21 protein-coding genes and 1 pseudogene are annotated in these 25283 nt (G+C 66.4%); 10 read left to right on the top strand and 12 right to left on the bottom strand.

The features are described from left to right. Positions 1-107: 107 nt before the first annotated feature. The 3 genes from LGM89_RS12350 to LGM89_RS12340 all read right to left on the bottom strand — a co-directional run bounded on the left by LGM89_RS12350 (position 108) and on the right by LGM89_RS12340 (position 4305). Entirely contained in the window at positions 108-1766 is a 1659-nt protein-coding gene (locus tag LGM89_RS12350; protein ID WP_089495565.1) for an MFS transporter, read from the bottom strand. A gap of 236 nt (positions 1767-2002) precedes the next feature. Further along, positions 2003-3559 carry a sensor histidine kinase gene (locus LGM89_RS12345; protein ID WP_206148400.1) on the bottom strand — a complete coding sequence of 519 codons (1557 nt, stop codon included), beginning with the start codon at positions 3557-3559 and terminating at the stop codon, positions 2003-2005. 17 nt (positions 3560-3576) lie between these two features. Further along, positions 3577-4305: a response regulator transcription factor gene (locus tag LGM89_RS12340; protein ID WP_041492943.1), complete on the bottom strand. Its 729-nt coding sequence runs from the start codon at positions 4303-4305 to the stop codon at positions 3577-3579. 187 nt (positions 4306-4492) lie between these two features. Here LGM89_RS12340 and recA point away from each other — a divergent pair, with 187 nt between their 5' ends. From recA to LGM89_RS12295, 9 genes are all read left to right on the top strand, one after another. Further along, positions 4493-5566: a recombinase RecA gene (gene recA / locus LGM89_RS12335; RefSeq protein WP_089495563.1), complete on the top strand. Its 1074-nt coding sequence runs from the start codon at positions 4493-4495 to the stop codon at positions 5564-5566. Then, positions 5566-6435: a recombination regulator RecX gene (gene recX, locus LGM89_RS12330; RefSeq protein ID WP_226206843.1), complete on the top strand. Its 870-nt coding sequence runs from the start codon at positions 5566-5568 to the stop codon at positions 6433-6435. The genes recA and recX overlap by 1 nt, the downstream gene beginning before the upstream one ends. Before the next feature lie 146 nt (positions 6436-6581). Next, complete coding sequence (locus LGM89_RS12325) at positions 6582-7190, top strand: DUF2889 domain-containing protein (protein WP_089473498.1); 609 nt, start codon at positions 6582-6584, stop codon at positions 7188-7190. A 68-nt stretch (positions 7191-7258) separates the two neighbouring features. Next, a complete protein-coding gene (gene sucC, locus LGM89_RS12320; RefSeq protein WP_011353083.1) occupies positions 7259-8425 on the top strand; it encodes an ADP-forming succinate--CoA ligase subunit beta in 1167 nt (388 codons plus the stop codon). Between the two features lie 64 nt (positions 8426-8489). Then, positions 8490-9371, top strand: a complete 882-nt coding sequence (gene sucD, locus LGM89_RS12315) for a succinate--CoA ligase subunit alpha (RefSeq protein WP_006477916.1) — start codon at positions 8490-8492, stop codon at positions 9369-9371. Between the two features lie 155 nt (positions 9372-9526). Beyond that, entirely contained in the window at positions 9527-10231 is a 705-nt protein-coding gene (locus tag LGM89_RS12310) for a TerC family protein (protein WP_089473497.1), read from the top strand. A 97-nt stretch (positions 10232-10328) separates the two neighbouring features. After that, positions 10329-10925, top strand: a complete 597-nt coding sequence (locus LGM89_RS12305) for a pilin (protein WP_226273135.1) — start codon at positions 10329-10331, stop codon at positions 10923-10925. 154 nt (positions 10926-11079) lie between these two features. Continuing rightward, entirely contained in the window at positions 11080-12858 is a 1779-nt protein-coding gene (locus LGM89_RS12300; protein WP_226206845.1) for a PglL family O-oligosaccharyltransferase, read from the top strand. Positions 12859-13312: 454 nt separating this feature from the next. Next, positions 13313-13663 carry a TonB family protein gene (locus LGM89_RS12295; protein ID WP_226273134.1) on the top strand — a complete coding sequence of 117 codons (351 nt, stop codon included), beginning with the start codon at positions 13313-13315 and terminating at the stop codon, positions 13661-13663. Between the two features lie 84 nt (positions 13664-13747). Here LGM89_RS12295 and LGM89_RS12290 read toward each other — a convergent pair. The 6 genes and pseudogenes from LGM89_RS12290 to moaC form a co-directional block, all read right to left on the bottom strand. Continuing rightward, a pseudogene (locus LGM89_RS12290) lies at positions 13748-14166 on the bottom strand (hypothetical protein); the annotation flags it as partial. Positions 14167-14211: 45 nt separating this feature from the next. After that, on the bottom strand, positions 14212-15531 hold the full coding sequence (locus tag LGM89_RS12285) for a WD40/YVTN/BNR-like repeat-containing protein (protein WP_226273133.1): 1320 nt from the start codon (positions 15529-15531) through the stop codon (positions 14212-14214). Between the two features lie 57 nt (positions 15532-15588). Beyond that, complete coding sequence (locus tag LGM89_RS12280; protein ID WP_226273132.1) at positions 15589-16737, bottom strand: WD40/YVTN/BNR-like repeat-containing protein; 1149 nt, start codon at positions 16735-16737, stop codon at positions 15589-15591. Positions 16738-16816: 79 nt separating this feature from the next. After that, positions 16817-17683 carry a hypothetical protein gene (locus tag LGM89_RS12275; protein WP_089495557.1) on the bottom strand — a complete coding sequence of 289 codons (867 nt, stop codon included), beginning with the start codon at positions 17681-17683 and terminating at the stop codon, positions 16817-16819. After that, positions 17676-20363 carry a type VI secretion system Vgr family protein gene (locus LGM89_RS12270; RefSeq protein ID WP_226273131.1) on the bottom strand — a complete coding sequence of 896 codons (2688 nt, stop codon included), beginning with the start codon at positions 20361-20363 and terminating at the stop codon, positions 17676-17678. Before LGM89_RS12270 ends, LGM89_RS12275 begins: the two co-directional genes overlap by 8 nt. 215 nt (positions 20364-20578) lie before the next feature. After that, complete coding sequence (gene moaC, locus LGM89_RS12265; protein WP_089495555.1) at positions 20579-21067, bottom strand: cyclic pyranopterin monophosphate synthase MoaC; 489 nt, start codon at positions 21065-21067, stop codon at positions 20579-20581. Positions 21068-21337: 270 nt separating this feature from the next. Here moaC and LGM89_RS12260 point away from each other — a divergent pair, with 270 nt between their 5' ends. Next, positions 21338-23032: a M48 family metalloprotease gene (locus LGM89_RS12260; RefSeq protein WP_226273130.1), complete on the top strand. Its 1695-nt coding sequence runs from the start codon at positions 21338-21340 to the stop codon at positions 23030-23032. A 39-nt stretch (positions 23033-23071) separates the two neighbouring features. Here the strand turns inward: LGM89_RS12260 and LGM89_RS12255 are convergent, their stop codons facing one another. The 3 genes from LGM89_RS12255 to LGM89_RS12245 are packed head-to-tail and all read right to left on the bottom strand — an operon-like array spanning position 23072 to position 25170. Further along, the gene (locus LGM89_RS12255; protein WP_089495553.1) at positions 23072-23659 is read right to left on the bottom strand and encodes a DUF2946 family protein; all 588 of its coding nucleotides are present in this window, start codon (positions 23657-23659) and stop codon (positions 23072-23074) included. Further along, entirely contained in the window at positions 23652-24689 is a 1038-nt protein-coding gene (locus tag LGM89_RS12250) for a hydrolase (protein ID WP_089495552.1), read from the bottom strand. Before LGM89_RS12250 ends, LGM89_RS12255 begins: the two co-directional genes overlap by 8 nt. A 34-nt stretch (positions 24690-24723) precedes the next feature. Continuing rightward, on the bottom strand, positions 24724-25170 hold the full coding sequence (locus LGM89_RS12245) for a nuclear transport factor 2 family protein (protein WP_006749968.1): 447 nt from the start codon (positions 25168-25170) through the stop codon (positions 24724-24726). Between the last annotated feature and the right edge of the window lie 113 nt (positions 25171-25283).

The raw sequence follows: 25283 nt of genomic DNA, 5'->3' as shown, positions 1-25283 counted from the left end.
TCTTTCCCGAAAAAAGTTGCCGGCGGCCCGTGCCGACCTTCATTGCGGGCGGGAGCCGGTCCCTGGAAGGAGACCTTCCGCCGACCGTCCCCGCTGCGCCCCCGCCATCAATCCTGCGCGTAGATGTTCGAGTCCTTCGTCTCCTTGACGAACAGCAGGCCGATCACGAACGTGGCCAGCGCGATCACGATCGGATACCAGAGGCCCGAGTAGATGTTGCCCTTCGCCGCGACGATCGCGAACGCGGTGGCCGGCAGGAAGCCGCCGAACCAGCCGTTGCCGATGTGATAGGGCAGCGACATCGACGTGTAGCGGATCCGCGTCGGGAACATCTCGACCAGCATTGCCGCGATCGGGCCGTAGACCATCGTCACGTAGATCACGAGGATCGTCAGGATCACGATCGTCATCGGCCAGTTGAGCTGCGCCGGGTCTGCCTTCGCCGGGTAGCCGGCCGATTTCAGCGTCGCCGCGAGCGTCTTGTCGAACGCCGCGCCCTGCGCCTTCGCGTCGGCCGCCTTGCCTTCATAGGCGGGGATCACCGTGTCGCCGACCTTGATCTGGGCCGTCGCGCCAGCCGGTGCCGCGACGTTCTCGTAGTTCAGGCCGGCCTTCGCGAGCGCGCTCTTGGCGACGTCGCACGAGTTCGTGAACTTCGACGTGCCCACCGGGTTGAACTGGAACGAGCAGGCGGCCGGATCGGCGATGACCGTGATCGGCGCCTTCTGCGTCGCGACCTCGAGCTGCGGGTTCGCGTAGTGCGTGAGCGCCTTGAACAGCGGGAAGTAGGTCAGTGCCGCGATCAGGCAGCCCGCGAGGATGATCGGCTTGCGGCCGATCTTGTCCGACAGCGAACCGAAGAACAGGAAGAACGGCGTGCCGATCAGGAGCGCGATCGCGATCAGGATGTTCGCACTCGCACCGTCCACCTTCAGCGTCTGCGTGAGGAAGAACAGCGCGTAGAACTGGCCCGTGTACCACACGACGGCCTGGCCGGCGGTCAGGCCGACGAGCGCGAGGATCACGATCTTCAGGTTCTTCCACTGGCCGAACGCTTCGGTCAGCGGCGCCTTCGACGTCTTGCCCTCCGCCTTGATGCGCAGGAACACCGGCGATTCGTTCAGCTGCATCCGGATCCATACCGACACCGCGAGCAGCAGGATCGACGCGACGAACGGCACGCGCCAGCCCCAGCTGCCGAACGCTTCCTCGCCGATGAACGTGCGCACGCCGAGGATCACGAGCAGCGACAGGAACAGGCCGAGCGTGGCGGTCGTCTGGATCCACGCGGTGTAGAAGCCGCGACGGTTGGCCGGCGCGTGCTCGGCGACGTAGGTCGCCGCGCCACCGTACTCGCCGCCGAGCGCGAGGCCCTGCAACAGCCGCATCGCGATGAAGATCACGGGGGCGGCGATGCCGATCGACGCGTAGCCGGGCAGGAAGCCGACCACGAACGTCGAGACGCCCATGATCACGATCGTCACGAGGAACGTGTGCTTGCGGCCGACGAGGTCGCCGAGGCGGCCGAACACGATCGCGCCGAACGGCCGCACCGCGAAGCCGGCCGCGAAGCCGAGCAGCGTGAAGATGAAGGCGGCGGTCGGATTGACGCCGGAAAAGAAACTCTTGCTGATGTAGGCCGCGAGCGAGCCGGCCAGGTAAAAGTCGTACCACTCAAACACGGTGCCGAGCGACGACGCGAAGATCACTTTCTTCTCTTCGCCCGTCATCGGCGAGTGGGAAATTTGCCCGCCTAACGTTGCCATGAGTCGTCTCCAAGTCCCTTGATATAGATGTGCGGCCGCCTTGGGTGGACGGGCCTGTCGAGGATTATTGGTACGGAAACTTACGGCCGACTGACTCGCGCGTGCAAAACGACTGCAGGTTAACCCGCGCCGAATCGGTGGTTTCGTGCGCTCATCGTGCTGCAAAGTGCTTTTATTTTCTGTTAAATCGTAGATTTTGACTCAATCGCGGCGTGCTGTGGCGGCGCCCATCAGGGTTAATCCGGGGCAGTTTCGGCCAGCGGCAGGCTGACGCGCACGAGTGTGCCGGCGAGGCGCGGTGCGTGCTGGTAGACGTGATCGTCGAGCGTCAGCGTGCCGCCGTGCTGCGTGGCGATCTCGCGCACGATCGCGAGCCCGAGGCCGCTGCCGTCGCCTTCGCGGCCGAGGATCCGGTAGAAGCGCTCGACGACGCGCTCGCGTTCGGCGGCCGGGATGCCCGGCCCCGTGTCCTCGACTTCGAGATGCACGAGCCGCGCCGCGGGTTCGGCGCGCACGCGCACCGTGATGCGGCCGCCGTCCGGCGTGTAGCGGATTGCGTTGTCGATCAGGTTGCCGAGCATCTCGCGCAGCATCACCGGATTGCCGTCGACGTCGAGCGGCCCGTCGTCCGGCGGGTCCGGCGGGCCTTCGTAGCCGAGATCCATCCGTTTCGCGAGCGCGGCCTGCACCCAGTCGCGCACCGCGCGCCGCGCGAGCGTGGCGATCTCGACCGGCTCGAACGTCAGCCCGCTCGCGCGGTTTTCGGCGCGCGCCAGCGCAAGCAGCTGCGTGACGAGCCGCGCGGCCTGCTCGGAGCTCGTCGCGATCTGCTCGAGCGAGCGCTGCACGTCGGGCGGGACGGGGTGGCGCAGCGCGAATTCGGCCTGCGTGCGCAGGCCCGCGAGCGGTGTCTTCATCTGATGGGCGGCGTCGGCGATGAAGCGCTTCTGCAGCGCCATGTTCTGTTCGAGGCGGGCGAGCAGGTCGTTGAACGACGTGACGAGCGGCTCGATCTCGGGCGGCGCGCGCTGCGCCTCGACGGGCGACAGGTCGTCGGGCCGCCGCGCGCGGATGTGCGCCTGCAGCGCGTTGAGCGGCGCGAGCCCGCGCGACAGCCCGAACCAGACCAGCAGGATCGCGAGCGGCAGGATCACGAACTGCGGCAGGATCACGCCCTTGATGATGTCGTTCGCGAGCGCGTTGCGCTTGTCCAGCGTTTCGCCGACCTGCACGAGCACGGGCTGCGGGCTGCCCGCTTGCGGCAGCGCGACCGTCGTATACGCGACGCGCACGTCGTTGCCGCGCAGCAGGTCGTCGCGGAACATGACGACGCCTGGCGGCGGGCGGTCCTCGTCGCGCGGCAGCGGCATGTCGGCTTCGCCCGCGACCAGCTCGCCGCGTGTGCCGAGCACCTGGAAGTACACGCTGTCGACGTTGTCCGCGCGCAGGAAGTCGCGGGTCTGCTCCGGCAGCGTCAGCTCGGCGACACCGTTCACCGGATGGATCTGCCGCGCGAGCACATAGGCGTTGGTCTCGAGCGCGCGGTCGAACGGGCCGTTCGCGATCGTCTTCGCGACCAGATAGGTGACGGCGATGCTCATCGGCCACAGCAGCAGCAGCGGCGCGAGCATCCAGTCGAGGATTTCGCCGAACAGCGAGCGCGGGCGCGGCGCCTCGGGCGCATCGGTTTCGTCGGGCGGCGCGAACGGGTTCTCGTAGCGCGCGTCGCGCGCCTCGTCGGCGGCCGACGACGGCGCGCCGGTCGGATGGCGGGGATGGGCCGGCGTGGCCATCGCGGCGACGCCCGGATTCAGCGCAACGGCGTGCCGGCCACCGCGGGCTGGGGCGCTGCCGTGTCGGCCGGCGCGGCGGGCGCGACCTTCTCGAGGCAATAGCCGAGGCCGCGCACGGTCGAGATCCGTACGCCGCTGGGTTCGATCTTCTTGCGCAGCCGGTGCACGTAGACTTCGATCGCGTTGTTGCTGACTTCCTCGCCCCATTCACAGAGATGGTCGACGAGCTGCTCCTTCGACACGAGCCGGCCGATCCGCTGCAGCAGCACCTCCAGCAGGCCGAGCTCGCGCGCGGAGAGGTCGAGCACGTGATCGTTCGCATACGCGATCCGGCCGACCTGGTCGAACGCCAGCGAGCCGTGGCGCACGACGGTCGGGCCGCCGCCCGCGCCGCGCCGGGTCAGCGCGCGCACGCGCGCCTCGAGTTCGTTGAGCGCGAACGGCTTGGCCATGTAGTCGTCGGCGCCGAGGTCGAGCCCCTTCACGCGCTCGTCGACGCTGTCGGCGGCCGTCAGGATCAGCACGGGGAGGTTGGAATTGCGGGCGCGCAGGCGCTTGAGCACGTCGAGCCCGGGCATTTTCGGGAGCCCGAGATCGAGGATCAGGAGGTCGAATGTCTGCATCGACAGCGCGGTATCGGCGTCGACACCGGTCTTCACGTGGTCGACCGCATAGCCCGATTGGCGGAGTGACCGGGTGAGGCCGTCCGCGAGTATGCTGTCGTCTTCCGCGATGAGAATTCGCATGGTGCTGACCGATGGCCGGCGGGGCGTTCGCGCCGGCCGGCTGTCTCCGAAGTTATTCGTGTACAACGCTCTGCATTGCGGGCTTGCACAAAACACTGTTTTTTTATACAGTGTCTGCATTCGTGGGCAGCGCTTGAAAGTGGGCGCGCCTCTAACAGACGCTGCTCATCATAGCAAAGGACGATTCATGGAAGATAGCAAGAAGGGCTCCGGGATGACCGCCGAGAAGAGCAAGGCGCTGGCCGCCGCGCTTGCCCAGATCGAAAAGCAGTTCGGCAAGGGCTCGATCATGCGCATGGGCGACGGCGAGGCGACCGAGAACATCCAGGTCGTGTCCACGGGCTCGCTCGGTCTCGATATCGCGCTCGGCGTCGGCGGCCTGCCGCGCGGCCGGGTGGTCGAGATCTACGGTCCGGAATCGTCCGGTAAAACCACGCTGACGCTGCAGGTCATCGCCGAACTGCAGAAGATCGGCGGTACGGCGGCGTTCATCGACGCCGAGCACGCGCTCGACGTTCAATATGCAGCGAAGCTCGGCGTGAACGTGCCGGAGCTGCTGATCTCGCAGCCGGACACCGGCGAGCAGGCGCTTGAAATCACCGACGCGCTGGTGCGCTCGGGCTCGATCGACATGATCGTCATCGACTCGGTCGCGGCGCTCGTGCCGAAGGCCGAAATCGAAGGCGAGATGGGCGATTCGCTGCCGGGTCTGCAGGCCCGCCTGATGTCGCAGGCGCTGCGCAAGCTGACCGGCACGATCAAGCGCACGAACTGCCTGGTGATCTTCATCAACCAGATCCGGATGAAGATCGGCGTGATGTTCGGCAACCCGGAAACCACGACGGGCGGCAACGCGCTGAAGTTCTACTCGTCGGTGCGTCTCGACATCCGCCGGATCGGCTCGATCAAGAAGAACGACGAGGTGATCGGCAACGAAACCCGCGTGAAGGTCGTCAAGAACAAGGTGTCGCCGCCGTTCCGCGAAGCGATCTTCGACATCCTGTATGGCGAAGGCATTTCGCGTCAGGGCGAGATCATCGATCTCGGCGTGCAGGCGAAGATCGTCGACAAGGCCGGCGCCTGGTACAGCTACAACGGCGAGAAGATCGGCCAGGGCAAGGACAACGCGCGTGAATTCCTGCGCGAGAATCCGGAAATCGCACGCGAGATCGAGAACCGCATTCGCGAATCGCTTGGCGTGGTCACCATGCCCGACGGTGTAGTCCAGGACGAAGCCGAGGCGATGGACGAAGAAGAGTGATGGTCGGGCGCCGAGGTCAGGCTGGCGAGCCGGAGGAGAGCGACGCGCCCGAAACGGCGGGTCGCTCCGGCCGGCGAACCGGATCCTCGGGCGCTGATCAGCGGGGCGCGGGCAGCGATGCCGCGAACCGCACCGCGACGAGGGCATCCGACGATGCCCTCGTTTCGTTTGAGATTGCCGTCCCGGACGATCCGTTCGACGACGATGAATCGTTCGACGCGCACGACCGCTCCCGCCGTCGTGTTTCCGGTGTCAGCTTCCCGGGTGATCGCGCAGCCGATGCATCGTCGCCGGCCAGGGAAGATGTCTATACGCGCAGCAGCCAGCATCCGCGCCGCACACGTCGCGCGCCGGGTGCTTCTTCCAGCACTTCATCGGGTGACGCTCCGGGCGCTACCGAGCGCAAGTCGTCGAAGCCTCAGCGATCGCTGAAGGGCCGCGCGCTCGGCTATCTGTCCCGCCGTGAATACAGTCGCACGGAACTCGCGCGCAAGCTCGCGCCCTACGTCGGCGAAGACGAATCCGTCGAACCCGTGCTCGATGCGCTGGAACAGGAAGGCTGGCTGTCCGATGCGCGCTTTGCCGAGAGTCTCGTGCATCGTCGCGCGTCGCGTGTCGGCGTCGCGCGCATCGTCAGCGAGCTGAAGCGTCATGCGGTGGGCGACACGCTCGTCGAAGAGGTGAATGCGCAGCTCCGCGAGACCGAATGGGCGCGTGCGCAGGCGGTCTGGCGCAAGAAATTCGGTGCACTGCCGCAAACGCCGGCCGAGCGTGCGAAGCAGGCGCGCTTTCTCGCCGCGCGCGGCTTCTCGAGTGCGACCATCGTGAAGTTGCTGAAGGTCGGCGACGATTTCCTGGTCGACGACTGATCGCACCGATCGCGCGCGTGGCGCGCGATTTTGCTGCAATGCAACCGCTTCCGGACAGGCGGGAATACCCGCCGTCGCGTCAAACTGTCTCAAATACCCAATATGCTAAAATCCTTGGGTTTTCCTCTTCGGCCTCAACCTCCAGCATGCCGCTATCCGAGCCCGTGCCCCGTCAGTTGCGACATCAACGCGCAATCCGAGCGGAAGCTTACGAGCGCGGCGACGGCTTGTGGGACATCGAAGCCTGCCTGACCGACCACAAGCCGCGCGATGTCGCGCTTGCGTCGGGCATCCGGCCCCAGGGCCTGCCGATCCACGAACTCTGGCTGCGCGTGACTATCGATCGTGACCTCAATGTCGTCGACGCCGAAGCGTCTTCGGAATGGGTTCCCTATCCCGGTCACTGTCAATCCGCCACTCCCGCCTATCGGGCCCTCATCGGGCTCAATCTCTTCCGCAATTTCCGCCGCAACGCGAACCGGCTGCTCGCCGGCGTCGCAGGCTGCTCCCATCTCACCGAACTGTGCGCCGTGCTGCCGACGGCAGCGATCCAGGCGTTCGCCGGTGACGTGTGGAACGTGCGCGAGGAGGGGGGCGAAGGGCCGGACCATGGCGGCGTGCACGACGAAGCGCCTTTCCAGCTCGGCCGCTGCCGGGCTTTGCGGTTCGACGGCGAGGTCGTGCGGCAGTACTACCCGCGCTGGTATGGCGCGAGCCGGCCGGACGTGCCCGGTGAAGGCAGCACGAAGGAATGAACGGAAATCATTCGAAGAAGCGTCTAAAGCGACTTTTCATCCAACTCTCAGACTGAAGGGAATCACGCATGAAGATTCACGAGTACCAGGGTAAGGAAATCCTGCGGAAATTCGGAGTCGCGGTACCGCGCGGCAAGCCGGCGTTCTCGGTTGACGAGGCCGTCAAGGTGGCAGAAGAGCTCGGCGGCCCGGTATGGGTCGTGAAGGCTCAGATTCACGCAGGTGGCCGTGGCAAGGGCGGCGGCGTGAAGGTGGCGAAGTCGATCGAGCAGGTCCGCGAATACGCGAACCAGATCCTCGGCATGCAGCTCGTCACGCACCAGACGGGCCCGGAAGGCCAGAAGGTCAACCGTCTGATGGTCGAAGAAGGCGCCGACATCAAGCAGGAACTGTATGTCAGCCTCGTCGTCGATCGCGTGACGCAAAAGATCGTGCTGATGGGTTCGAGCGAAGGCGGCATGGACATCGAAGAAGTTGCCGAAAAGCACCCGGAACTGATCCACAAGGTCATCGTGGAACCGTCGACGGGCCTGCTCGACGCGCAGGCCGACGACCTCGCCGCGAAGATCGGCGTGCCGGCTGCTTCGATCCCGCAAGCGCGCGCGATCCTGCAAGGCCTGTACAAGGCATTCTGGGAAACCGACGCATCGCTGGCCGAAATCAACCCGCTGAACGTTTCCAGCGACGGCAAGGTCATCGCCCTCGACGCGAAGTTCAACTTCGACTCGAACGCGCTGTTCCGCCACCCGGAAATCGTCGCGTACCGCGATCTGGACGAAGAAGATCCGGCTGAAATCGAAGCGTCGAAGTTCGACCTCGCGTACATCTCGCTCGACGGCAACATCGGCTGTCTCGTGAACGGCGCGGGCCTGGCAATGGCGACGATGGACACGATCAAGCTGTTCGGCGGTGAGCCGGCGAACTTCCTGGACGTCGGCGGTGGCGCGACCACCGAGAAGGTCACGGAAGCGTTCAAGCTGATGCTGAAGAACCCGGATCTGAAGGCAATCCTCGTGAACATCTTCGGCGGCATCATGCGCTGCGACGTGATCGCGGAAGGCGTGATCGCCGGTTCGAAGGCCGTGAACCTGAACGTGCCGCTCGTCGTGCGCATGAAGGGCACGAACGAGGACCTCGGCAAGAAGATGCTGGCCGATTCGGGCCTGCCGATCATCTCGGCGGACAGCATGGAAGAGGCTGCGCAGAAGGTCGTCGCGGCTGCCGCAGGCAAGTAACGCTATCGAATACGCATGGCGGCGCGGTTTGTACGCGACGCCCATCGAACAGAGGTCAAAATACATGTCGATTCTGATCAACAAGGACACGAAGGTCATCACGCAGGGTATTACCGGCAAAACCGGTCAGTTCCATACGCGCGCCTGCCGTGAATACGCAAACGGCCGCGAAGCATTCGTCGCGGGCGTGAACCCGAAGAAGGCCGGCGAAGATTTCGAAGGCATTCCGATCTACGCAAGCGTCAAGGAAGCGAAGGCGGAAACCGGCGCGACCGTGTCGGTCATCTACGTTCCGCCGGCAGGCGCAGCGGCTGCGATCTGGGAAGCGGTCGAAGCCGACCTGGATCTCGCGATCTGCATCACGGAAGGCATTCCCGTCCGTGACATGATCGAAGTGAAGGACCGCATGCGTCGCGAAGGCCGCAAGACGCTGCTGCTCGGGCCGAACTGCCCGGGCACGATCACGCCGGACGAACTGAAGATCGGCATCATGCCGGGTCACATCCACCGCAAGGGCCGCATCGGCGTCGTGTCGCGTTCGGGCACGCTGACGTATGAAGCGGTTGCCCAGCTGACGGCACTCGGCCTGGGCCAGTCGTCGGCAGTCGGTATCGGCGGCGACCCGATCAACGGTCTGAAGCACATCGACGTGATGAAGATGTTCAACGACGATCCGGATACGGACGCAGTCGTGATGATCGGCGAAATCGGTGGTCCGGACGAAGCCAATGCGGCAGAGTGGATCAAGGACAACATGAAGAAGCCGGTGGTCGGCTTCATCGCTGGCGTCACGGCGCCTCCGGGCAAGCGCATGGGCCACGCCGGCGCGCTGATCTCGGGCGGTGCGGATACGGCCGAAGCGAAGCTGGAAATCATGGAAGCGTGCGGCATCACCGTGACGCGCAACCCGTCGGAAATGGGCCGTCTGCTGAAGAAGGCGCTGTAATATTTCCCCTGGGTTCGTCCTGCAGAAAACGCCGGCTTTGCCGGCGTTTTTTGTTATGCTCGCGCAATGAATTCGTAAGCACCGGGCATGCATCGCGCATGTGCCGGCGATGAACCGGGCCGCCCGCGGGCGGCCGCCGTCCTGCCCTTCACGCCATGCTCGAATTCCTGACGTCGCTCCACTGGGGCGCCGTTCTCCAGATCGTCATCATCGATATCCTGCTCGGCGGCGACAACGCCGTCGTGATCGCGCTCGCGTGCCGTAACCTTCCCGCGAACCAGCGGTTGCGCGGCGTCGTCTGGGGCACCGCAGGGGCGATCCTGCTGCGTGTCGCGCTGATCACGTTCGCGGTCGCGCTGCTCGACGTGCCGTTCCTGAAGCTCGGCGGCGGGTTGCTGCTGCTGTGGATCGGCATCAAGCTGATGGCGCCGGCCGGCGACGCGCATGACGACATCAAGCCGGCCAGCCGGCTGTGGGACGCCGTGAAGACGATCGTGATCGCCGATGCGGTGATGAGCCTCGACAACGTGATCGCGATCGCGGGCGCGGCCGAACAGGCCGACCCGTCGCACCGGATCGCGCTCGTGATCTTCGGCCTCGTCGTCAGCGTGCCGATCATCGTGTGGGGCAGCACGCTGGTGCTGAAGCTGCTCGACCGTTTCCCGATCTTCGTGGCATTCGGCGCGGGGCTGCTCGGCTGGATCGCGGGCGGCCTGATCGTGAACGACCCGGTCGGCGACCGCTGGCCGGTGCTCGATACGCCGGAGGTCCTCTACGGTGCGAGCATCGCGGGCGCGCTGTTCGTGGTGGCGATCGGTTACACGCTCAGGAAGCGCCGCGACGTACCGCACGCGCACTGACATTGGCCGTCCGGCCGACTGCCGGATTCACGGCCTGCTGGCTACGATCGAGACGCCTGCCTTTACCGGCAGGCGTTTTTCGTTTCCGGAGCCTGCCATGTTCGAAGCCTTTTCCGTTTCCCTGTTCCGTCGCGTGGCCGCCGATCTGCGGCGCGCGAACCGGCCGTCGCCGCGCTGGCGGCCGGCCGGCTTCACGCTGATCGAACTGATGATCGTGCTGGCGATCGTCGGTGTGATCGCGGCCTATGCGATTCCCGCGTATCAGGATTACCTTGCGCGCTCGCGCGTCGGCGAAGGGCTCGCGCTTGCGTCGTCCGCGCGGCTCGCCGTCGCCGACAACGCCGCAAGCGGTGCGAGCCTCGACGGCGGCTACAGCCCGCCGGCCGGGACCCGCAACGTCGAATCGGTTGTGATCGACGGCGAGACCGGCCAGATCACGGTCGCGTTCACCACGCGCGTCGCCGCAGCCGGCACCAATACGCTGGTGCTCGTGCCGTCCGCGCCCGACAAGGCCGACGCGCCCACCGCACGCGTGCCGCTCAAAAAGGGCGCGATGCAGGCCGGCGCGATCGCGTGGGAGTGCTTCGCCGCCGGCAAGGCGTCGTCGTCGCTGCCGGCACCGGGGGCCGGGCCGCTGCCGGTCGATGCGGCGACGCTGCCCGCGAAATATGCGCCGGCGGAGTGTCGCGCCTAGCGCCGGAGGTGGAGCAGGGGCGGTGCGGGCAGCATGCCGGCCGCCTCGTCAGCCGGCCGGGGCGGCCACCCGGCGTCGGGTCGCGGCGCGAAGGCCCCGCACAGAGGGGGGAAAGTTTTGTATAGTGCGCCGGTTGCTGACATCCGGTTCGCTCATGCCTTCTACTTTTTCCCGTTCGTTGCCGCTCGTTGCGCTGGCTGTCGCCCTGATCGTGCCGTACGCGATCACGAATCACACGTATCCGATCCCGACCTTCTATTCCGAGTTTTCGGCGCTGGTGCTGTATCTGCTGGTGGGGGTGTCCGTCGTGCTGCTCGCGCGCACGGGCCGCCCGGCCGAGCCGTTTGCGGCGCCGGCCGCGTTCGTCGCGCCGCTTGGGTTCGCGGTGGTACTCATCGCGCAGGTCGCGCTGATCCCGCTCAAGGTGCCGTCGATGAACTGGCTGGCGGTCGGCTATCTCGCCGCCGCGCTGGTCGCGATGCAGGCCGGCTATGCGCTCGCGCGCGACGGGCTGGCAGAGGCCGTGTCGCGAATGATGGCCGGCGCGCTGCTCATCGGCGGCGTGTTCGCGGTCGGAACGCAGATCGTGCAGCTGTTCCACCTGGAGTCGGCGCTGTCGCCGTTCGTCGTGGTGTACAACGTCGCGGTCGATCGCCGTCCGTACGGCAACATGGCGCAGGCGAACCATCTGGCCAGCTACATCGCGTTCGCGCTCGCGGGCGCGCTGTATCTCGTGCAGACGCGCCGGCTTGCGGCATGGGCGTGGCTCGCGCTGTCGATCGTGCTGTCCGCCGGCCTAGCGCTGACGGTGTCGCGCGGGCCGTGGCTGCAGGTCGCGGTGATGGTCGTCGCGGGCTTCTGGATGGCCTGGCTCGAATCGCGCCGCGCGCCGGGCAATGCGCGTGCGTGGGCGATCCCGGTCGTGCTCGCGGTGGCGTTCATCGCGGTGAACGTCGCGGTGCGCTGGGCGAACGTCCATTACCACCTGGGTCTCGCGGAATCCGCGGCCGACCGGATGCGTGACGCGGGGCAGATCGCACCGCGCCTCGCGCTGTGGAAGTACGGGCTCGCGATGTTCCGCGAGCATCCGCTGCTCGGTGTCGGCTGGGGTGAATTCCCGTCGCACCAGTTCGCGCTCGTGCGCTCGCTCGGCGGCGTCGAGATCGCGAACAACTCGCACGACATCTTCATCGACCTGCTCGCGAAGTCCGGCCTCGTCGGCCTGGGCGTGCTCGTCGTCGCGCTCGTGACGTGGTTCGTGCGCGCGGTGCGCGCGCCGCAGTCGAGCATGCGCGTGTTCGGCTTCGCGCTGATCGGCATCCTGCTGATGCACGCGCTGGTCGAGTATCCGCAGCAGTACATGTTCTTCCTGTTGCCGGCCATGTTCGTGATCGGGCTGCTCGAGGTGAAGTCGCTGCGCATCCTGCCGGGGCGTGCGGCATTCGGGCTGTTCGCGGTGCTGTCGGTCGGCGGCGTGCTGGCGGCGGTGCCGGTGCTGCGCGACTACCAGCGCGCGGAAGTGCTGTATTACGGCAGCGATCCGGCAGCGCAGTACCGCGATGCGCCGTCGCTGCTGTTCGGCGCGTGGGGTGAATACGGTGCGGCCACGCTCCTCCCGATTTCGGCGGACGACCTGCCGGCCAAGCTCGCCGCCCATGAGCGCGCGATCGCGCTGCTGCCCGGCGAGACGGTGCTGCGCCGCTACGCGGCGCTGCAGGCGCTGGCCGGTCGCGAGGCCGACGCGCTCGACACCGTCGCACGCCTGCACGTGTTTGCGAAGGAGTTGAAGGACTGGCCGCAACAACTGGCCGCGCTGTACAAGCTGTGCGATCAGCAGCCGGCGCTGAAGCCGTTCAAGGCGGCGGTCGTCGCGAAATACGGCGAAGTTCCGGCCGATGCGGCCGACGACGAGGACGACGACGATTCGGATTGATGCGCGCAGCGCCTGCCGGAACGGGGAATTCCGGCATGTGCCGCGCCGCGACGGAGCGGCGGTGCGCGTCGGGCGTTAGCGCCCGGCGCGAACACGGCGATTCCGGCCGCGCATCGATTACCTCGCGGATTGCATGGATTCCGGCTGAAGGCCCGGCGATTCGCGTCAACCATTGTCAAATCGCCGCCGCTTGCCGGGCAGGGCGTGCACAATGCGCGAAAGCGCTCGCGTGCCGACCCGTGTGAGGCGAGGGTAGCGCGAACACAGGCAAAGCCCGGGCTACCCGGGAAGTCCGCCACGCAGGATCGCGGCCGAGCATCGATCGGCCGTGCGGCCGTAACGGGGCGCCGGTCCGATGGCCGCGGCGCAGTGTGATGCATGCGATGCGGCCGGGCGACGTGTTCCGGTGCGCGGCGCGTGTGTCCGGAACAGTGCTGAAGAACGATATTCGACCATGGCTATTCGCTCGACCTACCTGATCCTGCCCGCCGTCGCGATGCTGTTTTCCGGCTGCGCGATGCTGACGTCGTCGCAGGAAAGCAAGCTGACCTGTCACATTCCACGCGCCGTCTATCCGGATACCGCGAAGCCGCTCACGCGCCCGGCGACCGTGCTCGTGCGCGCGCTGATGACGACGTCCGGCGAAGCGCAGAACGTCACCGTGACGACGAGCAGCCGCAATTCGGCGGCCGACCGTGCGGCTGTCGACGCGATGACGCACGCGACCTGCGTGCAGACGGGCGCGACCGCGAACCCGTTCCTGCTGACCCAACCGTTCGTGTTCGAGCCGCAGCGCGGTAACTGACGAACCTGGGGAACCAGCATACGGTTCGGTGCTGAAGCGCCAGGGTCGTGCTGCGGCACGGTGGCTTGGGCGCATTCCGCAATCCGAGTTCTCGTCGAGCACGTAGTCGTTCTCTGAATGGAACACCGTGCGTTGCGCAGCCGAGCCGTTGGCCGGTGCGACCGCGACCTGCCCGCCAGGTAGCGCCGAGAGCCGGAATCCGCTGCCATACGCGTCGCCAGCCGCCGTTTTCCCATGCATACGCGGTTAGCAGGTTGTCGTCGCCGCATGCGATGTCGAAGCCGGCGCGCACGAACAGCATCGGGCGGGACGTGCCACCGCGTTCGACGTCGACGTCCGGATTGCGGCCGAACGCCGATTCGCCGTTTTTCGGCTGGACGGGCCGGCACGCCGAACGCCGCCGCGAGCGTGCGCTTCAGTGCGGCCGGATCGACCTGTTCGTCGCTGCACGCCAGCCACGCATCGATCGTGCTGACGAGCGCCTGCTTGTACGCACGCAGCGCAGCGATTTCTGCATCGAACGGAGTCCCCAGGCGTAGCGAGGGGATTCAGTCTTTTGAGGCGGGGGTATTTCTCACCGGAAACGACAGCTTCTTCAGTCTTTTGTCGAGCAGCGAATAGAGCGTGTTCGAATCCGGGTCGAAGTACCGACCTTGATAGGCGATTCTGTCGTCATGCTGTTTCCAGGTCATGCCTGCGTCGGTGCTGCTGAACATCAGTGGGACCGGCGGATCATCGATTGCCTGCTGGGGATCGGTCGCATATACGAGCAACAGGCCGTCGCGTCCCACATCGAGATCACGCTGGATGAGCTTCTTGTCAAATGTCGTCAATTGCCGGACGTGCTCAGGTCGCGTGTTCGTCCACGTTGAAAGCACGCCGGTCCGGTGTGTGTGATCCGGTGTAGCGTCGTTGCCGCTCTCGCTGTCGAGCAGAGACAGCGCGTAAAGCGCATAGCCGCCGGCCGTGGCCGGCGTCGACGCGAGTCGGGTGACGGTCTGGTTCGGCAGGACAGCATCCGGGACGAACGTCTGCTGATCCGGCGCGAGCCGGTAGACCACGCTGCGGGCGGGGGCCGTCGCAGACCGGTCGACATGGTAAGCCACGCGCAGAATGCCGTCGGGGCCAAGACTCACCGCGTTGAACTTGCGCTGAGGGGCACCGGGGACGACTGCATCCGGCGGTAGTGCAATCCGCTGCCAGGACTCGCCGCCGTCGGACGTCCGCCGGACGGCAGGGCCCCAGCCGATCGCGTAGCCTTGCTGCGCATCGATGAAGAGGAGCTGATGGATATCTTCGGGTTCGGGCCATGGGAGTGGCGACCAATGGCGGCCGCCGTCGAGCGATTTCCAGACACGGGTTTGCTGCGAGACGAGGTCGTCTGCGGAGCCCGGCGACGTGTAGCTCATCTGGCCGACACTGATCAAGTGCACATGACCGTCTCGCGAATGCCACCATGCGGTGTGCTGACCGGGTACTTGCAAGAAGCGCTGCAGTCCCCGATCGAGCGTGCCCCGGAAGAAATTCGCGGTGCGCCGATTCAGGGTTTCTCTCGCACTGTTCATCCATGCTTCGGTGGGTTCGGCGACCATCGGGTCTTTCCACTCGCTGACGGGCTTCAGCGTCACCACGGGATCGGCGATCGTGAACGACATGATCTCGTTGCCGGTGACGTAGAAATCCCCGACGCCTGACGACCCGTCGGGCCCCGTAATCCGCGACGAAACGGTTTCCCATCGAGGGCCGGTGCTTTCGTACAGCAGAATCAATGCGACGCTGCCGATCGCGATCGCGGCCAGTCGCTTCAGTCGAGATCGATTTCGCATAGGGCTGGCTGACGTCGGCGGAGGGATCATGAGGCGCGTCATGCGCGGGCGTCGTCCGATTCTGCGGACGCGGCCCGCGGCGAGCGTGTCAGGCGGCAATCAGAATTGCCGTTTGCGCAGCGTATAGGCGAAAACCGAATAGAGCGTATTCGTTTCCGGGTCGAAGTAGCCGCCCTGTGAAGCCTTGTCGGCGGCATGCTGCCAGGTCTTGCCGCCGTCGGTGCTGCTGATCGTCTGGTCGATCGGCGAGCCGCCGCCGTTTGCGGTGTTCGGATCGGTCGCGTGGACCAGCACGACACCGTTGCGACCCACGCTCAGTCCATTGAGCGTCAGCGGGTTGTCGAACGCATGCAGTTCCTGGATGTGGTCGGGGTGCTCGCTGGTCCAGGTCGAAATGACGCCCGCGCCACGGCCGCTGCCAGATGCGCTGCTGGTGCGTGACAACGCATACAGCGCGTAATCCCGGACGGGTGCCGGTGGCGATTCGAGACCGACGACTTGTCCGGGCAGTACCGCTTCCTGGGCGAAGTCATGCTGGCTCCACCCGAGCCGCCAGACGATGGTTGCCGGTTGCGGATGCTCGGCGTCCTCGACCTGATAGGCAATGCGCAAAACACCGTCGGGGCCGAGATTGATGCTGTCGAAAGTCCGCCTCGGCTTGCCTTGCACGGCGGCACCGGGCGGCTCCTTGATTTCCTGCCACGATTGCCCGCCGTCTGCCGTGCGCCACACGCGTGGTCCCCAGCCGATGGCGTAGCCCCGTTGCGTATCGATGAACAGCAGCCGGTTGACGTTGCGGTTCGCCGGCCATTCGAGTTGGGACCAGTGCTGGCCGCCGTCGCTCGATTTCCAGAGTCTGGTTGTCTGAGGGGCCGCTCCGTCGTCGGGGCGCGGCGCCTTGTAATCCATCCAGCCGGTGCTGACGTACAGGACCTGCCAGTCAGGCGAATACCACCAAGACGCGGTCTGGCCCGGTTGTTGGAAGTGGCGTGCGACGCCGCCGCCCAGCGTGCCGCGCAGAAAGCTGACGGTCGACCGGTTCAGCCGCTCGTTCGAATCGTCCATCCAGGGCTCGGCGAACTCCGCGACGTCAGGGTTCTTCTGCTCGCTTTCCGGCTTGAACCTGAGTTCCGGTCTGGCAATCTTCAATGAGATGAAGTCGTTGCGATGCACTCGAAATGCGCCCGCACCGTACGGCTTGTCGTTGCGCATGAATTCCGTTGATACCGTGTCCCACCCTGAAGTCATTTCCGTGTATCCGTAAATAGCGATCGGCAGAACAAGAACGCATCCCGCGACCCAAAGCCATCGTGTGCCTTTTCGCATGTCACTTCACCAGCAGTCTTCCGAGCGCCTTGCCGACCGGATCGTCGACGTCCCAGTCCTCGGCCTTTTTCCGTGCAACGGGGATGGCCGAATCTCGAGCCTGTCCCCATGTCTTTCCGTCGCCCCATTCCTGGATGTTCGGACGCATCCCGATCTTGACGAGATCCATGATCGGCAGGTCCGCCAATCCCCCGTCGAGGTAGGCCATCGGGTGCGTCTTGAACGCGAACTCCTTGAATTTCTCGTTGTTCATTTCCAGTTCGAACTGTGGCCAGGTCATATCGACACCGCCGTTTCCCGGTGTCGGGCTGGCCATCTGGATCGTGTCGCCCATCATGTTCTGGTTCAGGCCGTCTTCCATGTTGGCCTGCAGCAGCTTCCGTGCCTTGTTCAACCACGCTTTCCCTTGCGCGGACAGTCGCGGGAGGAGGTTGGCGCCGTAGTCAGAGCAATAGTAGTAGCCGTAGCTGATGTAGTAGTCGGGTGGCTTATGTCCGCATCCGATATGACGCATCATGAAGTTGCCATGACGCGACCAGTCGGAATTCGAACTTTCTGGCTTGATCAGTTCCTCGCGCCGGTGGAGGAGTTTGTGCGCCGCGTCCGAGTCTGTCCACGGATCCCACGAAAGCGCGAAACCCTTGATGGTCGACCAGATGCTCGACATGCTGACCTTTTCGACAGTCTCCAGATAAGCGCCATGCAGCGGCCGATAGTAGAACGGACAGGTGCCGACAATCCATTTCGGCGCCGGCGTCACATGCTTGTCGCAGATGTTGATCTGCACCTTGGGCCGATCCTTGTAATCCGTCGGGGTCAGCATTGCCGCGCCGGTGCCGAGTACCTTGTCCTGTTGTCCGTCAGCCATTCGATTTCCCTAAAAACTTGACGACGACGTCATGCGGCACGTGGCTCTGCGTGAGCCCCGTCTCGCCTGCCGCGTTGGTGACGCCTTCCGAGATCAGCGTGCCGTTCGAGAACATCTGGTATCGCGTGTTCGCGACCGGAATGTCGGTGCCGGCCCAGTGTGCGATGAACGCCTGGTCGTAGTTGCCGCTCGAGTTCGGCAGTGTCGGCATGGTTTGCGACAGGTGAGTGGGGCCGCTGAACGCATGCTGCGCGCCCTTGATGTCGATCTTGCCGGGCGCGTGCACTTCGATGTTGCCGTTCGCGATGCGGATATAGGCGCCGCCGGACGTCAGCAGGATTTCCTTCGCCGCGGCACCTTCGATCGATTGCGTGACGGCGATCAGCTTCAGCGCCTTCTGCGCGGTCAGCTCGATATTGTCTGCCTGCGCCTGCACTTCGACCTTGCCCTTGCCGGCGAACAGCTTGATCCCCGCGTTCTGCGCGAACAGGCTGATCCGGTCGAGGACACTCGCGATCAGCGATTTCCCGGCCGCGACGTGCGTGCTCTGTCCGCTGACGAGGTTGACGTGCTGGTCCGCGGCGAACTGCACCGATTGCTGTGTCGACAGTGCGATGCCGGCCGGGCTGCCGAACAGCATCACGGGTTCCTTGAATGCATTGGCGCTGCCGGCTCCGCCGCCGCCGGGTCGCCCGCCCGACGCGCTGCCGCTCACGCTGTTCTGCGTCGCATCGGTGAACTGCTTCAGCGCCGCGTGGCCGGAGTCGAGCGACTCGCCCTGATGCTGCGCGCTGACCCCCGACATCGCTTCCATCAGGCCTTCCGCCGTGACGAGCTGCTGTTGCGTCTCCTTGACGTCGAGCGGCTGGCTCGCCGGTTGTTTCGGATGCGTGGTGACGTACAGGCCGCGGTTCGCGCGAACCGCACCAAATGCGTCCGAGCGCAGGTCGAAGCCGCTGCCGAGATAACTGCCGCGGTTGTTGCCCGTGTGGTCGATCAGGTAGCCGAGGTGCAGGTGTGTGTTGGCCTGGCTGCTGTACAGGTGCACGCGGTTCTGCGCGGTCGCGTCGTCGAGCACCAGCTGGTTGTAACCGGCGCCTGCGTATTCCTTCGATCGGTACCCGGACAGGATGCCGTTGCTGTGCCATTGCGGGCGCGTTGCCCCGTTGTACAGCTTCCCGACGACGATCGGACGGTCGCAGTCGCCACCGAGGAAATCGACCAGCACTTCCTCGCCGCTGCGATGGGGGTGCACGGCGCCATAGCCGTTGCCCGAATCCGATGCGGCGGCGCGCAACCAGCACGAGGCCTTCTCGTCGCCGTCGTTGAGGCGATCCCAGTGGAAGCGGACCTTGATTCGATTGAGTTCGTCGGTGTGGACTTCCTCGCCTTGCGGCGCGACGACGATCGCCGACTGCAGATGCATCGGCGGCTTGGGATGTTCGAACGGGCTGCGGAACGGCACCGTGGTGCGCTGCGCTTCGATGCTGACCTGGAAAATGCCCGCGCTGCCGTCCGGATGCCGGACATGCGGCAGGTCGCTGCCGCCGGCCTGCACGAGGTCGTCGATTTCGGCCTGCAGGCTGTGCGGGAACCCGGCCTGTCGATCGGAGACGGGCAGGTTGTTGGCGATCAGCCACGCCGTTTCGATCACGGCGAAGCGGCGCTGGCCAGCATCGTCCTTGTCGTGTTCGGGGTGATCCGCCAGCTCGAACGTGCGTCCCGCGTCCATGCGCCGGGCGCCACCGATACCGTGAAAGCGCTTCGCGAGCGACTCCTGTTCCTCCATCCAGATCTTCGACAGATGGTCGCCGCGAGACTGTTCGGAATACGTGTAGGCCCCGGTGTATTCGTAGACTTCGAGTTGCTGTGGCAGGTCGCCCTGGTTCGCGATCGTCGGCAGGTGAGTCGCCTTAGGATTCGATGCGGTGGGCGGCTGCTTGTAGTCGAACGAGCGCGTCGTGCGCGCGACGCTGCGCAGTGTGCGCGTGCCGGAGAACTGGACGAGCGTGTCGGCTTCGTCGTGTGCGCCGGCGTGATGAAAGCGCAGGGTCTGTGGCGCCAGGGCCGGCAGTGCGTCGATCCGGTCGACGATGACGAGCCGGTGCGACTTGCCGTCCTGCGCCTGCTCCCAGAAGCCGTACAGGCCTTCCGATTCCATCAGGCGGTGCACGAAGTTCCAGTCGTCCTCGTATTGCATGCAGAACGAACGGGACGGCAGCGGCTGGTAGAGCCTGAAGTCGAAACAGCCCTTGGCCTGCGGATGCTGGTTCAGGACGTCGGTGATGATCTCGTCGGCGGACTTGTCCTGCCAGATGCGCTGGTCGCGGCGGAACCTCAGGAAGTGCAGGAACGAGGCGAAGACGATCTGGTAGTGCGTGAGGCCGCTGTCCGACCCGAGCCGGCGGGCAGCGTGCACGTACCCGTGGTGCGGCGCGTACGACTTGTCGGCCTGCTGGATCCGCAGTGTCACCGGCTGCGCGATCAGCTTCTTGAGTTCGATGTCATCGGACACCGACACGGCGTCGACCGCAAACTCGAAATGCCGTCCGAGCCGGGATCGCCCCTTGACGCGATGGGGCAGCAGGACGTCAGGGCCGAGCGGCGTCTCCAGTTTGACGAGTCGCTCGTCCTGGATCGGCCCGGCCAGCAGTGCGCTTCTCAATGCTTGCGAATTCATTACCCGTGCTCGCTTTTTTTTGTGCTGGGTCGCACGCTCTCTCGTGCGGAATCCCGTAATTGTATGAGATAAGCGACGGATATCTCGAATTTGCCCTTCAACGGCATTTCAAATCTGGTCGGATCGTCGGCCTGGCGGGCAACGCGCGCACGTCATCCGGCCAGGCAAGGGCTGGCCGTCAGCGGTTCCGGCCGGATCGACCGCCGCAGGGCCGCTCAACCCGCCGGTTCCTCCGCCTTCCAGTCCCCCGACTTCCCGCCGCGCTTCTCGCGCACGCTCACGTCGGTGATCACCATCCCGCGATCGACGGCCTTGCACATGTCGTAGACGGTCAGCAGCCCGACCTGCACGGCGGTCAGCGCTTCCATCTCGACGCCGGTGCGCCCGAACGTCTCGACCTGCACGACGCAGTGGACGCCCGGCAGCGCGTCGTCGAGGTCGAACTCGACGGCCACGCGCGTCAGCGCGAGCGGATGGCACAGCGGGATCAGGTCGGCCGTGCGCTTGGCGCCCTGGATGGCCGCGATGCGCGCGACGCCGAGCACGTCGCCTTTCTTGGCCTTGCCGTCGCGGATCAGCGCGAACGTGGCCGGCAGCATCCGGATCGTGCCGCGCGCGATCGCGATGCGTTGGGTTTCCTGCTTGCCGCCGACGTCGACCATGTGCGCATGGCCGGCGGCGTCGAAATGGGTGAGTCCTGACATGTCTTCCTCTAGTGGAACGGCGTGCGCGAGCGCGTCCCGCGATCGCGCATCGCGATTGGCCGGGGCATCGCATCCCGTCTCTGCGCCCCGCTCCGATCCAGCGGTTCAACGGGCGCCTATCATAGCAGTGGCATGCGCGGCGCCGGGGACGCAGATGGCGTCCATGTCGAACGGGACAGTCACGCTGCCGCCGGTACAATGACCCGAATATTCAGACCAAACGCCGCGATGCGCGCCGGGCGCGCGGGACGGCGTCGCTTTCATCCTGCCATGCGTGTCAAACAGTTGCTTGCCGTGTCGCTGTCGGTGGCGCTCGCATGGCCGCCGAGCGGCCGTGCGCAGAGCGCGTCCGCGCCGCCGCTCGAATCGGCGGCCGACGGCGCGCGGTCGATTTCCACCGTGCCGTCCGGCATCGCGGCCGGCGTGTTCGGCACGTACGGCGGCGCGGAGAGCCGGTTTTCGGACGCGGGCGGCGCGTCGGCGCCGGCCGCGAGCCTGCGCGCGCCGCTTCGCGCGCTGGAGCTGCCCGACCTGGGCGACGGCTCCGGCGGTTCGCTGACGCCGCAGGCCGAGCGCCGGCTCGGCGAGCGCGTGATGCGCGAAGTGCGGCGCGACCCCGACTATCTCGACGACTGGCTCGTGCGCGACTACCTGAACGCGATGGCGGCACGGCTCGCGGCCGCGGCTGCCGCGCGCTTCATCGGCGGCTATATGCCGGACTTCGACCTGTTCCCGGTGCGCGATCCGCAGATCAACGCGTTCTCGATGCCGGGCGGCTTCATCGGGATCAACAGCGGGCTCGTCGTCACGACACAGACGGAGTCGGAACTCGCATCGGTGGTCGGCCACGAGATGGGGCACGTGCTGCAGCGGCACATCGCGCGGATGATCGGTGCGAACGAGAAGACCGGCTATACGGCGCTCGCGACGATGCTGCTCGGCGTGCTGGCCGGCGTGCTCGCGAGAAGCGGCGACCTCGGCAGTGCGATCGCGGTGGGCGGGCAGGCGTATGCGGTGGACAACCAGCTGCGCTTCTCGCGGTCGGCCGAGCGCGAGGCCGATCGCGTCGGCTTCCAGCTGCTCGCGGGCGCGGGCTATGACCCGTACGGGATGCCGGGCTTCTTCGAGCGGCTCGACCGCGCGTCGATGGGCGATGCGGGCGTGCCGGCCTACGCGCGTACGCACCCGCTGACCGGCGAGCGGATCGCCGACATGGAGGATCGCGCGCGCCGCGCGCCGTACCGGCAGCCGCGCCAGTCGCCCGAATACGGGTTCGTGCGTGCGCGGCTGCGCGTCCTGCAGAACCGCGCGCCGACCGACATCGCGGCCGAGGCGCGGCGAATGCAGTTCGAGATCGACGATCGCACCGCGCCGAACGTCGCGGCGAACTGGTACGGCATCGCACTCGCGGATGCGCTGCTCGGCGAGTACGACGCGGCCGGCAAGGCGCTCGCGTCGGCACGCAGTGCGTTCGACGCCCGCGAGCGGCGCGAGGACGATCCGGCGACGAGCTCGCCGAGCCTCGACGTCCTGGCCGCCGACATCGCGCGCCGCGCGGGGCGGGCCGACGACGCGGTGCGGCTCGCGGTGCTCGCGCAGCGCCGCTGGCCGGTGTCGCACGCGGCGATCGTCGCGCATCTTCAGGCGCTGATCGCGGCGCGCCGTTTCGCGGACGCGCAGGCGCAGGCACGCGCGCAGGCGAAGGCCGACCCCGAGCAGCCGGACTGGTGGGACTATCTCGCGAAGGCGAGCGACGGCAAGGGTGACCTGCTGGCGCGGCGCCGTGCGCTCGCGGAGAAGCTCGCGCTCGACGGCGCGTGGCCGTCGGCGATTCGCCAGCTGAAGGAGGCGCGCGACGCGAAGGACGTGTCGTTCTACGAGCAGTCGATGATCGGCGCTCGGCTGCTGGAATTCGAAGCGCGCTACAAGGAAGAGCGCGAAGACGAGAAGAACGGCCGCGGGTAGCGGCCGGCGCGCGGCAAGCGCGGGCGAGACCGCTGTGGGTCAGTTGCCGCTGTCAGCCGTGTCGCGTGCCTGTTGCGCCGGGCTTGCGACATAGCCGAATCGCGCAGGCACGTCCGCGCAGACGATGCTGCCGAGCGGCAGCGTGTGGCCGTCGCGCCAGCGCAGCACCGGTGGCGCGGCATCGAAATCCACGTGATCGGCGAACAGCCCGAGGTCATGGTCATGCAGCGCCGCGATGCGCGGCGCTGCGCCCGCCGCGCGAAACAGCACGCCCCCCGCGTCGTCGAGCCAGGCTTCGTCCGGTTCGAACGGCGTGCCGGTCTGGTCGGTGAGCGTGAGCTGTCCGTCGCGCTCGGCGAGCCGGACGACCCACGGCGTATAGGCGAGCTCGACGTACACGCGCTGCGGCCCGTTCTGGAAGAACCACTGGCCCTGCGCGTCGCATTCGTAGTTGCGGCCGATGAACGCGTTCAGCGCCGCATGCCGAATCGGCGAGCCGAGTTCGCCGGCCGCCTGCGCCGCGTCGTCGCGCAGCCGCCATTCGCCGCGCCGGTCGAGCAGCAGCCAGCCGGTACAGTGCGGCACGTTCGGCCACTTGGCGAGGGCCTGCCTGACGATGTCATCCATGGTCGACGAATTTGGAGCAATAGCCGAACACCCGCGCCGACAGCCAGTCGAGACGGCCGGGGAACGGCCCGGTCATGAATCCCGCGTGCCCGCCTGCCGCGGGCTGGTCGAGCTCGACGGCCGGCGATACGTCGGCCGGGCCCGGCAGCGCCGATTCAGGCAGGAACGGGTCGTTGCGGGCGTTGAGGATCAGCGTCGGCACGTCGATTGCGGGGAGCAGCGGCCGTGTCGTCGCTTTGGTCCAGTAATCGTCCGCGTTCGCGAAACCGTGCAGCGGCGCGGTCACGATCTCGTCGAAGTCGCGCATCGTCACGGCCTGCAGCATGGCTTCACGGTCGAACAGCCCCGGGTACTGGTCGAGTTTCGCGAGCGCCTTGCGCTTGAGCGTTTTCAGGAAGCTGCGCGTGTAGACCATCGCAAAGCCTTGCGACAGCGCGCGCCCGCCGGCGTGCACGTCGATCGGCGTCGAGATCGCGGCGGCCGCCCGCAGGATCGACGTGTCGCTGCGATGCTCGCCGAGCCAGCGCAGCAGCACGTTGCCGCCGAGCGACACACCGGCCGCGACGAGCGGCCCGCGATGCTGCGCGGCGAGCCGGCGCAGGATCCAGTCGACTTCGGCGCTGTCGGCGAGATGGTAGAAGCGCGGCTGGCGGTTGATCTCGCCGCTGCAACTGCGGAAGTGCGGCACGACGGCGTGCCAGCCCTTCGCGCGCGCGGCGGCCATCATCGCGAGCGCGTAGTGTGACCCGGAGCTGCCTTCGAGGCCGTGGAACAGCACGAACAGCGGCGCATCGGGCCGCGGCGCCGCGCTGTCGAGATGCGCGACCCAGTCGAGATCGATGAAGTCGTGGTCGGGGGTTTCCCATCGCTCTCGTCGGTAAGCGACGACGGGACGCCGCGCGAACAGCGCGGGCACGATGGTTTGCGCATGGCTGTTGGGCAGCCAGCGTGGTGCGCGATAGCGCAGTATGTCGTCGTCGGGGGCCGGAGCCCCGGTCAGCGGCGAGGTGGGCGGAGAAGCCGTACTCATGATCGCCCCGCGTATGCGTTGCTTCGTCTTTTCGTCAGTGCAGCGGACCCTGCCCGTGACGGATCTTCGCGGCGAATTGTCCGGCCGCTTGTTCGGGAATCGGGCTCGCGTGAATGTGCGCGATGCGCCACTCGCCACGTTCGTGAATCATCACGTACGTCGCGAAAACCATGTCGGGTTCGGCCGTCAGGTCGGCCTGCTGATGCGCTTCGGCGATCGTATAGACGACCGTGCCGAGGCTGTCGTACACGCGGATGTCGAGCGGCTCGATCGTCACGGGGCGCGTGGCGAGCCGGTTGGCGAGCCCGCTGCGGATCTGGTCGAGGCCGTGCAGATGCTCGCCGTCCGCCCATACGCAGCTGGCGAAATCCTCGTCGATCCACAGTCCCAGCAGCGCGTCGAGATTGGCATCGGCGACGGCCTGGTAGTAGGCGTTCAGCGTATCGGCGGCGGCTTCGAAGAGGCGGGCAAAACGTGGCATCGGGGTTATCTCTCGCGCGCGTCGCGCGCCGTATTCAGTACGGCGGCCCGGATGGAGCCGCCGTACACCGGTGAATCGGATTGCCCGGCGCGCCGTGCGACGCTGCCGGCCAG

It is taken from the genome of Burkholderia sp. AU31624 (assembly GCF_020420065.1).
Lineage (GTDB): Bacteria > Pseudomonadota > Gammaproteobacteria > Burkholderiales > Burkholderiaceae > Burkholderia.
The sequence above is the reverse complement of the archived record's forward strand: the minus strand, read 5'-3'. Positions and strand labels throughout refer to the sequence as shown.

What these genes read in the sequence shown, in the direction of transcription:
- LGM89_RS12350 (WP_089495565.1), bottom strand. Translation starts at nt 1,766, where the DNA reads ATGGCAACGTTAGGCGGGCAAATTTCCCACTCGCCGATGACGGGCGAA.
- LGM89_RS12280 (WP_226273132.1), bottom strand. Translation starts at nt 16,737, where the DNA reads ATGACTTCAGGGTGGGACACGGTATCAACGGAATTCATGCGCAACGAC.
- LGM89_RS12295 (WP_226273134.1), top strand. Translation starts at nt 13,313, where the DNA reads ATGGCTATTCGCTCGACCTACCTGATCCTGCCCGCCGTCGCGATGCTG.
- recX (WP_226206843.1), top strand. Translation starts at nt 5,566, where the DNA reads ATGGTCGGGCGCCGAGGTCAGGCTGGCGAGCCGGAGGAGAGCGACGCG.
- LGM89_RS12345 (WP_206148400.1), bottom strand. Translation starts at nt 3,559, where the DNA reads ATGGCCACGCCGGCCCATCCCCGCCATCCGACCGGCGCGCCGTCGTCG.
- sucC (WP_011353083.1), top strand. Translation starts at nt 7,259, where the DNA reads ATGAAGATTCACGAGTACCAGGGTAAGGAAATCCTGCGGAAATTCGGA.
- LGM89_RS12255 (WP_089495553.1), bottom strand. Translation starts at nt 23,659, where the DNA reads ATGGATGACATCGTCAGGCAGGCCCTCGCCAAGTGGCCGAACGTGCCG.
- LGM89_RS12340 (WP_041492943.1), bottom strand. Translation starts at nt 4,305, where the DNA reads ATGCGAATTCTCATCGCGGAAGACGACAGCATACTCGCGGACGGCCTC.
- LGM89_RS12275 (WP_089495557.1), bottom strand. Translation starts at nt 17,683, where the DNA reads ATGGCTGACGGACAACAGGACAAGGTACTCGGCACCGGCGCGGCAATG.
- moaC (WP_089495555.1), bottom strand. Translation starts at nt 21,067, where the DNA reads ATGTCAGGACTCACCCATTTCGACGCCGCCGGCCATGCGCACATGGTC.
- LGM89_RS12250 (WP_089495552.1), bottom strand. Translation starts at nt 24,689, where the DNA reads ATGAGTACGGCTTCTCCGCCCACCTCGCCGCTGACCGGGGCTCCGGCC.
- LGM89_RS12300 (WP_226206845.1), top strand. Translation starts at nt 11,080, where the DNA reads ATGCCTTCTACTTTTTCCCGTTCGTTGCCGCTCGTTGCGCTGGCTGTC.
- LGM89_RS12260 (WP_226273130.1), top strand. Translation starts at nt 21,338, where the DNA reads ATGCGTGTCAAACAGTTGCTTGCCGTGTCGCTGTCGGTGGCGCTCGCA.
- LGM89_RS12325 (WP_089473498.1), top strand. Translation starts at nt 6,582, where the DNA reads ATGCCGCTATCCGAGCCCGTGCCCCGTCAGTTGCGACATCAACGCGCA.
- LGM89_RS12305 (WP_226273135.1), top strand. Translation starts at nt 10,329, where the DNA reads ATGTTCGAAGCCTTTTCCGTTTCCCTGTTCCGTCGCGTGGCCGCCGAT.
- sucD (WP_006477916.1), top strand. Translation starts at nt 8,490, where the DNA reads ATGTCGATTCTGATCAACAAGGACACGAAGGTCATCACGCAGGGTATT.
- LGM89_RS12270 (WP_226273131.1), bottom strand. Translation starts at nt 20,363, where the DNA reads ATGAATTCGCAAGCATTGAGAAGCGCACTGCTGGCCGGGCCGATCCAG.
- LGM89_RS12285 (WP_226273133.1), bottom strand. Translation starts at nt 15,531, where the DNA reads ATGACGCGCCTCATGATCCCTCCGCCGACGTCAGCCAGCCCTATGCGA.
- LGM89_RS12245 (WP_006749968.1), bottom strand. Translation starts at nt 25,170, where the DNA reads ATGCCACGTTTTGCCCGCCTCTTCGAAGCCGCCGCCGATACGCTGAAC.
- recA (WP_089495563.1), top strand. Translation starts at nt 4,493, where the DNA reads ATGGAAGATAGCAAGAAGGGCTCCGGGATGACCGCCGAGAAGAGCAAG.
- LGM89_RS12310 (WP_089473497.1), top strand. Translation starts at nt 9,527, where the DNA reads ATGCTCGAATTCCTGACGTCGCTCCACTGGGGCGCCGTTCTCCAGATC.